General features: G+C 61.7%; 9 protein-coding genes. 7 read left to right on the top strand and 2 right to left on the bottom strand.

What is annotated here, in order from left to right:
* Positions 1–94: 94 nt before the first annotated feature.
* Entirely contained in the window at positions 95–2,182 is a 2,088-nt protein-coding gene (gene fusA / locus KSAC_RS05455) for an elongation factor G (RefSeq protein WP_102323299.1), read from the top strand.
* 261 nt (positions 2,183–2,443) lie between these two features.
* Here the strand turns inward: fusA and KSAC_RS05450 are convergent, their stop codons facing one another.
* Positions 2,444–3,325 carry an MBL fold metallo-hydrolase gene (locus tag KSAC_RS05450; protein WP_132304623.1) on the bottom strand — a complete coding sequence of 294 codons (882 nt, stop codon included), beginning with the start codon at positions 3,323–3,325 and terminating at the stop codon, positions 2,444–2,446.
* Positions 3,306–6,110: a phosphoenolpyruvate carboxylase gene (locus KSAC_RS05445; RefSeq protein WP_132304621.1), complete on the bottom strand. Its 2,805-nt coding sequence runs from the start codon at positions 6,108–6,110 to the stop codon at positions 3,306–3,308. The genes KSAC_RS05450 and KSAC_RS05445 overlap by 20 nt, the downstream gene beginning before the upstream one ends.
* Before the next feature lie 154 nt (positions 6,111–6,264).
* On the opposite strand from KSAC_RS05445, the gene KSAC_RS05440 reads away from it, so the two are divergent.
* The 6 genes from KSAC_RS05440 to KSAC_RS05415 all read left to right on the top strand — a co-directional run bounded on the left by KSAC_RS05440 (position 6,265) and on the right by KSAC_RS05415 (position 12,973).
* On the top strand, positions 6,265–7,560 hold the full coding sequence (locus KSAC_RS05440) for a DUF445 domain-containing protein (protein WP_102323302.1): 1,296 nt from the start codon (positions 6,265–6,267) through the stop codon (positions 7,558–7,560).
* A 121-nt stretch (positions 7,561–7,681) separates the two neighbouring features.
* The gene (locus KSAC_RS05435) at positions 7,682–8,149 is read left to right on the top strand and encodes an SUF system Fe-S cluster assembly regulator (RefSeq protein WP_102323303.1); all 468 of its coding nucleotides are present in this window, start codon (positions 7,682–7,684) and stop codon (positions 8,147–8,149) included.
* Positions 8,150–8,172: 23 nt separating this feature from the next.
* Positions 8,173–9,663, top strand: a complete 1,491-nt coding sequence (gene sufB / locus KSAC_RS05430; protein WP_102323304.1) for a Fe-S cluster assembly protein SufB — start codon at positions 8,173–8,175, stop codon at positions 9,661–9,663.
* Between the two features lie 15 nt (positions 9,664–9,678).
* Positions 9,679–10,452, top strand: coding sequence for a Fe-S cluster assembly ATPase SufC (gene sufC, locus KSAC_RS05425; protein ID WP_132304619.1), 774 nt, complete (start codon positions 9,679–9,681; stop codon positions 10,450–10,452).
* Entirely contained in the window at positions 10,449–11,723 is a 1,275-nt protein-coding gene (gene sufD / locus KSAC_RS05420) for a Fe-S cluster assembly protein SufD (protein WP_132304617.1), read from the top strand. The genes sufC and sufD overlap by 4 nt, the downstream gene beginning before the upstream one ends.
* A complete protein-coding gene (locus KSAC_RS05415) occupies positions 11,723–12,973 on the top strand; it encodes an aminotransferase class V-fold PLP-dependent enzyme (RefSeq protein ID WP_102324156.1) in 1,251 nt (416 codons plus the stop codon). Before sufD ends, KSAC_RS05415 begins: the two co-directional genes overlap by 1 nt.
* The last annotated feature ends 2 nt before the right edge of the window (positions 12,974–12,975 follow it).

Here is a 12,975-nt window from a genome sequence, read left to right as displayed (position 1 = left end):
GAAAAAGACTGGGGGCGGAAGCAGCTAACGGTTCCGGCAGGCGCGAAAGGGACAATTCCCGTTCGCGCCCGTGTTGTCTTGTGGAGGTAATCCCGTGTCCGCCCAGTCCGACCTTTCCCTGATTCGCAATATCGGTATTACCGCGCACATCGATGCCGGCAAGACCACCACGACCGAGCGCATCCTGTACTACACCGGCGTATCCCATAAGATCGGTGAAGTGCATGAAGGCAACACCACCACCGATTACATGGCGCAGGAGCGTGAGCGCGGCATCACCATCACCTCCGCCGCCGTGACGTGTGAGTGGGAAGGCCGCCGCATCAACATCATCGACACCCCGGGCCACATTGACTTCAACATCGAAGTCAACCGCTCGCTGCGCGTGCTCGATGGCGCGATCTTCATCATTGAAGGCGTTGCTGGTGTGCAGCCACAGTCCGAGACCAACTGGCGTCTGGCTGACCGTTACAACGTGCCCCGCATCATCTTCATCAACAAGCTGGATCGCACCGGCGCCAACTTCTACAACGCGTTCGACACGCTGAAGGAGAAGCTGGACATCATCGCGATTCCGCTGCAGCTCCCCATCGGCGCCGAAGAAAACTTCGTTGGCGTGGTGGACCTGATCGAGATGCGCGCCATCGTCTGGGAAGGCGGTGAGCTGGGTGCGAAGTTCCATTACGAGGAAATTCCCGCCGATCTGAAGGAAAAGGCCGCCGAAGCCCGCCAGAACCTGCTCGACACCGCCCTGTCGGTTGATGATGCGGCGATGGAAGAATACTTCGACAAGGGTGACGTGGACGTTGCGACGCTGAAGCGCTGCATCAAGAAGGGCACCATTGCCGGTGACTTCCGCCCCGTCCTGTGTGGCACGGCGTTCAAGAACAAGGGTGTCCAGCCGCTGCTCGACGCCGTGATCGACTTCCTGCCCGCGCCGAACGACGTGGAAGGCATCCGCATCGCCCCGCCGGAAGACGAGGAAGTGGATGAGAACAAGCTGCCGATCATCCCGGTCGATCCGAACGGCAAGTTTGCTGGCCTGGCCTTCAAGATCATCAACGACAAGTATGGCACGCTGACCTTCGTGCGCGTCTACCGTGGCGTGCTGAAGACCGGTGACACCGTGCTGAACACGACCAAGGGCCACAAGGAGCGTATCGGCCGCATCTATCAGATGCACGCCGACAAGCGCGAGGAACTGTCCGAAGTCCATGCAGGTGACATCGCGGCATTCGTCGGCCTGAAGGACAGCCAGACGGGTGACACGCTGGCCGATCCCGCCGATCCGGTGGTTCTGGAACGCATGACCTTCCCGATCCCCGTCATCGATATCTCGGTCGAGCCGAAGACGAAGGACGGCGTCGAGAAGATGACGCTGGCGCTGCAGAAGCTGTCGGGTGAAGATCCCTCCCTGCGTCTGAAGACCGATCAGGAAACCGGCCAGACCATCCTGTCGGGCATGGGTGAACTGCACCTCGACATCATCATCGACCGTCTGCGTCGTGAATATGGCGTGGATGCGAACATCGGCGCGCCGCAGGTTGCGTATCGTGAAACGATCACACAGACGCATGTCGAGACCTACACCCACAAGAAGCAGTCGGGTGGTTCGGGCCAGTTCGCTGAAGTGAAGATCGAGTTCGCGCCGGTCGAGCGTAACGAAGGCATCTCCTTCGAGAACAAGGTCGTCGGCGGCACCGTGCCGAAGGAATACATCCCGGCCGTGGACAAGGGTATTCAGGCGCAGGCTACGACCGGCGTGCTGGCTGGCTTCCCCACCGTGGACTTCAAGTTCACGCTGCTGGACGGCAAGTACCATGATGTCGACTCCTCGGCGCTGGCGTTCGAAATCGCGGCGAAGGCCTGCTTCCGTGAAGGCATGAAGAAGGCCGGCCCGGTCATTCTCGAGCCGATCATGGACGTGGAAGTGACCACCCCGAACGATCACGTTGGTGACGTGGTGGGTGACCTCAACCGCCGCCGTGGCATGATCCAGAGCCAGGAAACTGCCGGTTCCACCGTCATGGTCCGTGCAGCGGTGCCGCTGAAGGAAATGTTCGGCTACATCTCGCACCTGCGTTCGATGACCAAGGGCCGTGCATCCTTCACGATGCAGTTCCACCACTACGATCCGGTGCCCCGCAACGTTGCGGAAGAGATCATGGCGCAGTCCGCCTGATCTTTCCGAAAGGAAGCATCAAATGGAAACCGGCTCCCGAAAGGGGGCCGGTTTTTTTTGTGGCATCAGGCAGCGGGTGCTGGATGAATACGCATCAACGATACCTGATGTATTGGCCCGTCACTGCCGCTGGCACGCTCGGATAGTGGGTCTTTTCTCTGTGAAGCTTTGTACCTGCATCATCCTACCACCGGATGGCAGGGATGACGGGTATGGCATCCTGTCATTAAAGAATTTCTGGAACGTCCCCTGACGGCGGACTCATTCTGATCGAGGTGTAATTCTGGCCCACTGGTTTTCCAGTAACGTGATCTTCCCGTCTTCCAGCAGCTTTTCCAGATGGGCATGCAGGTTAAGCCGGGCCGCGCGGCGCAGGCCGGGCCGCAGGTTATGGTACATGCTGTCCACGATTTCATCGAGTGTGCGCGGACTGTCCGGCAGAAGGGCCAGAATGCTTTCCTCGCGCGCGATCCTGTGGGCAACCAGCCCTTCAATGCATGTTTTTACATGCGGTATGGCGGGGCCATGGGCAGGCAGAAGCAGGTGGCTCTCGCGCCGCAGCAGATAGGCCATGCTGTCCAGAAACTGCCGGACCGAGCCATAGGGGGCAGGGGGCACCATGGTGGTGGACCACCCCATGACGTGATCGCCGGTGAAGATGATGCCGTCCACCGTTTCCAGACAGATATGGTCGGTGGCGTGCCCCGGTGTGTGCAGCACGCGCAGGCCGGCGATCCGGTCGCCATCATGCAGGCCGATGTCGGGTGTGAATTCCGGTTCGGCGCTCATATGAAAACCACATACGGGCACGCCCAACCGTGCGCCTAGCGGGCGGGCGCCATCAAGGTGGTCGTGATGGGTGTGGGTCAGGATAATGTGGGTTACGCGGCGATCGCCTGCAGCCCGGACCAGAGCATCCAGATGGGCGGGGGCACTGCTGCCCGGATCAATGATCGCGCAGCCTGCGTCATGATCCACCAGCCAGCTATTGGTGCCATTTCCCGTCATCGGGCCGGGGTTATGCGCGACAACCCGCCTTATGGTGGCTGACTGCGGCAGCGCCACGCCATAAGGGGGCGGCGGTTCACTGATCCGCCACCCGTTGCGTGATGCGACGCGGTCCTCAGCCAAAGGCGCCGACATGGTGCATGACGCCGGTGCTGATTTCCCGTGTCATCTGGAACAGTCGCTGCATGGGTTCAAAAACCTCGGTGTATTCACGACTATAGGTACCTTCCTGCCGGGGGCCGTGCGGTTCGTGGAAATCGAGATCAAAACTGCCATCGGACCGGTAGGGGAATATCTGTTCCAGTTCGGTCAGCACGTTCGGCACTTCAAGGCAAAGTACCTTCATGGTCAGCACATCACGGGTAAAGGCATGCCGGGGCGAGAAATAGGGTATCCGTGTTGAAAGCAGCCAGATCTGTTCGATGATGGCGATACGGATGGCATGCAGCAGCAGTTCATTGGGCTGCATGCGCGGTGCTTCGGGCCATGCACGGCGCAGCGCCAGATGGTCGGACTGGATGCGGCGGAACATGGCCTGCGTGCTGGCCCAGAAATCAAGGTTTTCCAGACCGTGCATAAGCGACAGGCATGATTCCTGACGTGCCGGGTCTTTTTGCGCGGTGGCGCGTTCCAGCCACAGATCGGGGTCCAGCAGGCGGATGACACCGCGCAGCACGCCATGGTCGGAATGGGCCAGCGCATGGGCGGCAAAATCCATGGCGCGGCGGAAGCGCGGGCTTTCGGCCAGGTATTTTTCAAATGTTTCAGGATGACGGGCCGCCGCCGTGCCCAGCCCCTGCAGCGTGTTCGCGCACCACGCAAGCTGTTGCAGGATGGCGTTATTGGGGATGGCCCGCAACTGGCTGGGATGCTTGATGCGGGTGATGGTGGAGGCGGCATCGCTCTGCCGCGCGGAAGGACGCGAACCGGTCTTGTCGATCAGCGATGGCCCGAACGCCCCCAGCAGCGCGGCATAGCCGGGGTCTTCCACCAGCGCGGTCATGCCATTGGCGATGGTGGAGAAGAAATCGGCCGAGAAGTCAGGTTCGTCATAAACCGGGTCGCGGTCGAGCGACGTGGTGGCAAAGGCGTGTTCGGCAATGATGCTGACCGTCGCATCCGCAAGCGCCTGCGTGCCGAACAGCAGGTAGCCGTCCCCCCCCTGAAAGGCTGTTTCCTCGCGCATCTGGATGCCTGCGCGGATATAGCGGGCGCGGGCGTGCGGCGGGGAAAGATAGTCGAAACGGTCCGCCAGCCGGTAGGGATGCGCGCCGCGACCGATGCTTTCGCCATGCGTGTCGAACAGGATCACCTCTACAAAGGCGAGATCCCATTTGCGCAGCAGGTCGCACACCTTGATGCGCAGCCGTTCGATCAGATAGGTGGCCGCGAGCTGGCCGACATAACGCCCCGAATCGGAAAAGCCGAACTGAAGGCTGAGCTTGCGCGTACGGTGCAGGTAGGCGCGCCAGTGGGGGGAGCGCAGGGCTTCCTCAATGATCTGTTCGCCATTTTCCAATGCTTCCTGCGTTTCAAACAGGGGCGAAATCTCGATCATGTCGTCCACGCCATACAGGCGGGCAAGCCACAGCGCGGTCAGCAGCGTGTAGCCGGTTTCGGTTTCGGCGATCAGGAAACGGATGGGGCTGGTGCGGTCGATATGGCGCAGGATCTGGCGCACCGTCATCATGAGCCGCCCGGCGCTGGCCTGTTCCATGAGCAGGGAGCCGAAATCGATCTCGATGGGGGTGACGCCATCCAGCGCTTCGTTCATGCGGCTTATCAGGGCGCGCCGCTGGGCGGGAATATCAGGGTTGTCGGTAATGTTCAGCCGCTGTCGGGCGATATTGTGCAGTTGTGTCGCGTTCAGGCGGGTATGGGTGTGCGCCGCAGCCAGCCCATGCGCCATGAAGCCCGCGCGCGCGACGGCAAGGGTCATCTTGTCTTCAGGTGTTGCGGCGTCGATGGCTTCACCAAAGGCGGCGCTCAGGTCGTTGCTGCTGGTAAGTGCTTCCGCGCTGCGGTTGATCAGCACATCGGCAAAGCGCGATACGGCTTCTGGATCCGCATCGGTGGGGCAGGCGGCGATCTGGTCGGCAACGGCGTCGAGTGCCGTGCGCACGCGCTGCTGCAGGTCATTGGCGCAGGATGTAACGGGTTCGATCTGGTCATGCAGGCGCGAAAGCTGAAGCTGCTTCATGCGCAGGCGCAGGCGCAGCGTGTCCCACCAGCCGATATCGGTCCGGCCATCGGTGTCGTAACCAACCCAGCTTGTCATGATGATGGGACGAGGGGCCAGGGTGAACCAAAGTTGCGGCCAATGGCTGCGCGCTTCGGACAGCAGGATCGTGTTCAGCCGGTCCAGTGCGTTGCGTCCACGCAGGATGGCCTGCGTGGCAAGGCTGAATTCCTCATCCAGCGTGGGTGGCCCGGCGCGGCGATGGGTCAGGAAGGCCGGGACATGCGCGGGCGGCGCGTCAGGATTGGCGGAGGCGAGTTCGGCCAGTGCCTCATAGACCGGATTGGCCAGCGCGAAGGTAGGGTGGGCGGTAAAGACGGCGGCGAAGCGGCTGCGTTCGATCGCGGCGCGGAAGCGGGCGATGGGCACCGGGCTGTCATCGGGGTCGGGCTGCACGATGTGCTGCGCGACCGTGTGCATGCGGGTGTTGACCGTCTGGTCGTCCGGGCTGTCCAGATAGGTGGCGATATGGTGCGCGCGCCCGGCAAAGGCGCGGTCACGCAGCAGGCGCACGATTTCTTCCACCTGTCCTACCGGCAGGTCGCCACTGGCCATCTGCCGGCTGATCTGGCGCGCAAGCGCCATGACCGGGCTGCCCGATGCGGTTTCGTCATGGCTGGCGATCAGTCGATCGGCCTGCGCGAGCAGATCGGACACATTCCGGGCAGCGGCTTCGGTCATGGTGTTGTCCTGTCATGGAAGTTCGTCATGGTTTTCACCAAATCCCATGTTCGGATGCGCGCTGCAATGTCTGGCGTATCATATTCACGTCTATTTGGCGTGTTGTGACGAGTGTTGCTTGGGCTGGAGGGAAGACAATGGTATCAGTAACTTCATGAACGGTATTCCACAGTCGGACCAGGATGCGCGGCGGATACTGCAGCGCTACAAACGGTCCGCCACCGGCCTGCTGGCTGGCATGGCCGCGTTGACGGTGGCGGGTTACGCCCTGCCGCAGATGGGCTGGCTGGCTGAACGGCCATGGCTTGAAATCCTGCGCTCCGGCACGAAGGCGGGGGTGGTGGGTGGTCTGGCCGACTGGTTTGCCGTGACGGCCCTGTTCCGCAGGCCCATGGGGCTGCCGATTCCGCATACCGCCATCCTGCCCGCGCAGAAGGAACGGCTGGCGCAGGCGCTGGGGCGGTTCGTATCCACCAATGTCTTTACGGAAAAGGAAGTTGCCGCCGCCTTCGCGCGGATCGACCTGCCATCCCTGATCGGGACCATCCTGCAGGAGCCGGAAACGGCGGAGATGGTCAACCGCGCCGTGCTGGGTTCCGTGCCGCATATGCTGGACCGGCTGGAAGACGGGCGCGCAAGCCTTGCCATCGCCCGGATGCTGCCGGTGCTGCTGGGGGGGGAGGAAATCGCCCCCATCATTACCCGCAGCCTGCGCGCCATGGTGGAAGGCGACTGCCATCAGGAAGTGCTGTCCTTCCTGCTTTTGCGGCTGAAGGAAGGGCTAAAGGCCAAGGAACCCGCCCTGCGCGCCATGATCGAGGATCGTGTGCGTGAGCAGGGGGGCAGGGTGCTGGGCTGGGCGATTGGCGGTTCGATCGCCACCAAGGTCCTGCTGGCCGCCAGTCAGGAACTGGACCGCGTCGACCCGCAGAATTCGGAACTGCGTGAGGGATTCACCACATGGGTCCGCACGGAAATCGACCGGATCGAGCAGGATGCGGAACGGCGGCGCGAAATCACGGACGCCGTGCTGGGCGTGCTGACGCATGACAGCGTGCGCGGCTGGAGCGGCGATGTCTGGCGCCGCCTGCGCCGCATGATCGAGGAGGATATGCGCAAGGGGGAAACAAGCTGGGTTGCCTCCCTCGTGCGCGATGCACTGCACCGGCTGTCGGAGCAGATGTATCATGACCCCGGCATGCGCAAGCGCATCAATGATGGCGCGCGGGGCATGATCATGGGCAGCCTGCCCTTCCTGCGGGACAGGATGTCGCGTTTTATTTACTCGGTGGTTAACGGCTGGGATGCCGACAGCCTGAGCGAGCGGCTGGAGCTCAGGGTAGGCAAGGATCTCCAGTATATCCGGCTGAATGGCACGCTGGTGGGTTTTCTGGCCGGGTGTGGCCTGTCCGTGCTATTGGAACTGATATTCGGAACCGGGATCGGGTAAGGCATGGCCGTAGTGTACGATAGGACTTGACGACGCACGGCTGGTGGCCCATCTGAGACTTCATGAAACAGTACTGTTTCGGTCCAAATAGAAACCCGGGCCAGACGTACGGGAGAATGGAATGCTGAAACTGTCGAAACTGACCGATTATGCCGTGGTGGCGCTGGTCCGGCTGGGGCAGAAGGACGAAGTCACGACTTCGCCTGTCCTGTCGCGTTCGACGGGCATTCCCGAACCGACGGTGGCCAAGGTACTCAAGATTCTGGCAACGCAGGGCATCGTGATCTCGCAGCGCGGCGCACGCGGCGGCTACAGGCTGGCCTATCCGCTGGAGGAAATCTCCATCGCGGCGGTGATCCAGGCCATTGACGGCCCCATTTCCCTGACTACCTGCGTGGACGGGGGGGAATGTGATGCGCGCTCCACCTGCGGGCTGGGCGGGCAGTGGGACATGGTCAACGCCGCCATCCGCAACGCGCTATCAGCCATCACGCTGGCCGATATGAAGAACCATACAGTCCTCGACAGGCTGGGCGGACTGGGCAATCCCGCGCCATCCATGCTTGTCGGACCCGAGGCCACGGCCTGAAACAAGGGGGAGAGGAAAGAGACATGCCGGCAGTAGCCGAAACCCGCAAGGCGGTCGAAACCCTGGGACAGAGCACCTATAAATGGGGGTTCGAAACCGATATCGAAATGGATATCGCGCCCAAGGGCCTGAACGAAGATACGATTCGCCTGATTTCCAGCCGCAAGCAGGAACCGCAGTGGCTGCTGGAATGGCGGCTGAAGGCGTACCGGTCATGGCTGGAAATGCGCGAGCCGACATGGGCGAAGGTCCATCATCCCCCCATCGACTATCAGGACGTGCATTACTACGCCGCACCGCGCAAGAAACCCGGTCCCAAATCGCTGGAGGAGGTCGATCCGGAACTGCTGCGCACATATGAAAAGCTTGGCATCCCGCTGCATGAACAGGCGATGCTGGCTGGTGTGGAAGTGCCCGAAGGTCAGGAAGCCCGCGCGCCCGTGGCGGTCGATGCTGTGTTTGACAGTGTTTCGGTCGCCACCACCTTCCGCAAGACGCTGCAGGAAGCCGGCGTGATCTTCTGCCCGATTTCAGAAGCGGTGCGCGAGCATCCCGAACTGGTGCGCCAGTATCTGGGAAGCGTGGTGCCGGTGACGGACAATTTCTACGCGGCATTGAATGCGGCAGTATTTACGGACGGTTCATTCGTCTACGTGCCCAAGGGCGTGCGCTGCCCGATGGAACTGTCCACCTATTTCCGTATCAATGCGCGTAATACCGGGCAGTTCGAACGCACCCTGATCGTGGTGGAGGACGGCGCGTCCGTCTCCTACCTTGAAGGATGCACCGCGCCGATGCGCGATGAAAACCAGCTTCATGCCGCCGTGGTCGAACTGGTGGCGATGGATGATGCCTCCATCAAGTATTCCACCGTGCAGAACTGGTATCCCGGTGATGAAAACGGGAAGGGCGGCATCTACAATTTCGTGACCAAGCGCGGCGCATGCCGTGGCGCACGGTCCAAGATTTCATGGACGCAGGTGGAAACCGGCTCGGCCATCACGTGGAAATATCCGTCTTGCATCCTGCAGGGCGAGGGATCGGTGGGCGAGTTCTATTCCGTCGCCGTGACCAACAACCACCAGCAGGCCGATACCGGGACCAAGATGATCCATATCGGGCGCAACACGCGTTCGACCATCATCGCCAAGACCATCAGCGCGGGCCAGTCCGACAGTACCTATCGCGGGCTGGTGCGGATGATGCCCAAGGCATCGGGCAGCCGCAACTTCACCCAGTGCGACAGCCTGCTGATCGGTGATCGCTGCGGGGCGCATACCGTGCCCTATATCGAAAGCCGCAACATGTCCGCGCGCGTGGAGCATGAGGCGACCACTTCCAAGATATCGGAAGACCAGTTGTTCTATTGCCGCCAGCGCGGCCTGTCGGAAGAAGACGCGGTCGGGTTGATCGTGAACGGGTTCTGCAAGGACGTTCTGAAGGAACTGCCCATGGAATTCGCGGTGGAAGCCCAGAAGCTTCTGCAGATCAGCCTTGAAGGCAGCGTGGGCTAACAGGGATTGAAAGACGTGAGCAAGCAATTCGTAAGCATTGATGGCCTGTGCGCCCGCATTTCGGACGGTGGGATCCATAAGGAAATCCTGCGCGGTGTCGACCTGCAGATTCCGGCGGGTGAGGTCCATGCCATCATGGGCCCCAACGGGTCGGGCAAGTCGACCCTGTCCTATGTACTGGCGGGCCGTGAGGACTACGAAGTCACGGGCGGCGGCGCCACGTTCAAGGGGCAGGACCTGCTGGCCCTTGAGCCAGAGGAGCGCGCAGCCCTTGGCCTGTTCCTCGCCTTTCAGTCCCCTGTGGAACTGCCGGGTGTGAACAACGCCAATTTCCTGCGTACTGCCGTCAATGCGGTCCGCCGCGCGCGCGGGCAGGAAGAGCTGGATGCGGTGGCTTTCCTCAAGGCCGTGCGCAAGGAAACCAAGCATCTGTCCATGTCGGACGAGATGCTCAAGCGCAATGTGAATGTCGGCTTTTCGGGCGGTGAGAAGAAGCGCAACGAAGTGCTGCAGATGCGCATGCTCCAGCCTTCCTTCGCCATTCTGGACGAAACGGATAGCGGACTGGACATCGACGCGCTGCGGATCGTGGCCGAAGGCGTGAATTCCCTGCGCGCACCGGATTTTTCCGCCCTTGTCATCACCCATCACCAGCGCCTGCTGGACTATATCGTCCCGGACCGCATCCATGTGATGGCCAGGGGCCGCATCATTCATAGCGGTGGCCCGGAACTGGCCAAGCAGCTTGAGGCGCAGGGCTACGCGCGCTTCCTGGCGGAGGCAGCGTGAACGCCATCACACCGGTCGGGGTCAATGCCTCAGCCTTCCTTGACCGGGGTGCGGTGGATGCCGGGGTAAAGCAGCGCACGGCGGCGGATTTCCTGCGCCATGCGGGGCTACCCCGCGCGGGTGTGGAGGCATGGAAATACACCAGCCTGCGCGCGCTGGCGGATGTGCCTTTCGCAACCGCTCAGCGGGATGTGGATGGCGCCACGGTTGATACCCTGCTGGCGGAGGTGGAGACGATCTCCGGCCTCGGTGCCGGTGCTGACCGGGTTGTGTTCGTAAACGGCTATTTCGATGCCGCCCGCTCACGTCTGCCCAAGGGTGTGAAGGTATCAACGCTTGCTCAGTCGGGCGCGGTTCAGGACGATATCGACCCGGCAGGCGATGTTACGACGGCGCTGAATACCGTCATGGCGCGCGACGGTCTGGTGCTGGTCGTGCCCGATGGGGTTGATGCAGGCTGCCTGCTTCTGGCCAGTATCGGGCTGACGGCGGAAGATGCGCCGGTATCCTTCCACCCGCGCCATCATATCCGTGTGGAAAAGGGCGGCAGGCTGGCGGTGCTGGATGCGGCGGTGGGGCAGGGATATTACCTGCACAATCCGCTTTATGACATCGTGGTTGCGGATGACGCCTATCTGTCCCATGCGCGGATTCAGGCTGAAGACCGGCAGGCGCTGCATCTGGCCGTCAGTCATGCGCGCATTGCGGCGGCGGGCGTATATGACAGTTTTACCCTCACGCTGGGGGGCAGCCTGTCGCGGCATGAAGTGCATGCGGCGCTGACGCAGGCCGGGGGAAGCGTGCATGTCAATGGCGCACAGTTGCTGATGGGCCACCAGCATGGCGACCTGAGCAGTGTGATTACCCATGCGGCCCCTGAGTGCATATCCCGGCAGACGGTCAAGAATGTCCTGTCGGATCAGGCGCGCGGTGTGTTTCAGGGCAAGATCCTGGTGGACCGGATCGCCCAGAAAACCGATGGCTACCAGATGAATCAGGCGCTTCTTCTGTCGGACGGTGCTGAAATCGACGCCAAGCCCGAGCTTGAAATCTATGCCGACGATGTAAAATGCAGTCATGGCGCTACCGTGGGGGCGCTGGATGATGACCAGCTTTTCTACCTGCGCAGCCGTGGCATTTCAGGCGAGGCTGCGCGGTCCATCCTGATCCGCGCCTTCCTGCACGATGTGGTGGACCAGATTGATGACCAGCGGCTGAAAGACAGTCTCAACCTTGCTGTAGAAGCTTGGTGGAAGCGGGAAGCAGCATGATGGACCAGATGGTGACCGGTAAGACCGATGCGGGTAACAGCCTGCGGCATGTCCGGGCGGATTTTCCCATCCTGTCACAGAAAGTGCATGGCAAGGACCTTGTATTTCTGGACAGCGCCGCGTCCGCGCAGAAACCCCGGCAGGTCATCGACAGCATGGCCGACACCATGCGCACCCAGTATGCCAATATCCATCGTGGCCTGTACTGGATGAGCGAACGGACCACCGAAGCGTATGAAGCCGTGCGCGATCAGGTTGCGGCGTTTCTGGGTGCTGGCGCGCGGGAAGAAATCGTTTTCACCCGCAACAGCACCGAGGCCATCAATCTGGTGGCCCATTCCTATGGTTCGCTGCTCCGGCCGGGGCAGGTGGTGCTGGTGTCCGAGATGGAGCATCACGCCAACCTCGTGCCATGGCAGATGCTGCGTGAGCGCATGGGTATCGAACTGCGCGTTACCCCGGTAACGGATGATGGTGCGCTGGATATGGATGCGCTTGGCCGCAACCTGTCCGATGGGCGGGTGGCGCTGGTTGCGATCACCCATATGTCCAACGTGCTGGGCACGATTACCGATGCCCGCGCCATTTCGGACATGGCGCATGCCGCAGGCGCGAAGGTGCTGTTCGATGGCAGCCAGCTTGCGGTCCATCGCCGGGTGAACGTGCGCGAACTGGATGCCGATTTCTATGTCGTGACCGGGCACAAGCTGTATGGTCCGACAGGGATTGGCGTGCTGTGGGCACGGCGCGAGATACTGGAGGAAATGCCCCCCTTCCTTGGTGGTGGCGACATGATTGCCAGCGTCTCGTTCGAGCGTTCGACATGGGCACACGTGCCGCACAAGTTCGAGGCCGGGACACCCGCCATTATCGAGACCATTGGACTGGGCGCCGCCCTTTCCTATATCGAATCCATCGGGTTCGACCGGATCGGTGCGCATGAAGATGCGCTGACGGCCCATGCGCTGAAGGTGCTGGGGCAGGTCAGCGGCCTGAAGGTGGTCGGGACCGCGCCGCAGCGCGGGGGTGTGATTTCATTTACCATGGCGGACGTTCATCCACATGATATCGCCACCCTGCTGGACCGGAACGGGATCGCCGTGCGGGCGGGTCATCACTGTGCCGAACCGCTCATGCGCAGGCTGGGCCTGTCGGCTACGGCGCGGGCCAGTTTTGGCATTTACACCACGCCCGAGGAAATCGACATGCTGGCCGCGACGCTGGAACAGATACGCGGCTTTTTTGTCTGACG

The organism is Komagataeibacter saccharivorans (assembly GCF_004348195.1).
Lineage (GTDB): Bacteria > Pseudomonadota > Alphaproteobacteria > Acetobacterales > Acetobacteraceae > Komagataeibacter > Komagataeibacter saccharivorans.
Note: the sequence above shows the minus strand (reverse complement) of the source record. Positions and strands in the feature narration are given on the sequence as shown.

Bases quoted from the DNA above. Each gene is read 5' to 3' on its own strand.
- KSAC_RS05450 (WP_132304623.1), bottom strand. From the start codon at position 3,325: ATGTCGGCGCCTTTGGCTGAGGACCGCGTCGCATCACGCAACGGGTGG.
- KSAC_RS05445 (WP_132304621.1), bottom strand. From the start codon at position 6,110: ATGACCGAAGCCGCTGCCCGGAATGTGTCCGATCTGCTCGCGCAGGCC.
- KSAC_RS05440 (WP_102323302.1), top strand. From the start codon at position 6,265: ATGAACGGTATTCCACAGTCGGACCAGGATGCGCGGCGGATACTGCAG.
- sufB (WP_102323304.1), top strand. From the start codon at position 8,173: ATGCCGGCAGTAGCCGAAACCCGCAAGGCGGTCGAAACCCTGGGACAG.
- KSAC_RS05415 (WP_102324156.1), top strand. From the start codon at position 11,723: ATGGACCAGATGGTGACCGGTAAGACCGATGCGGGTAACAGCCTGCGG.
- KSAC_RS05435 (WP_102323303.1), top strand. From the start codon at position 7,682: ATGCTGAAACTGTCGAAACTGACCGATTATGCCGTGGTGGCGCTGGTC.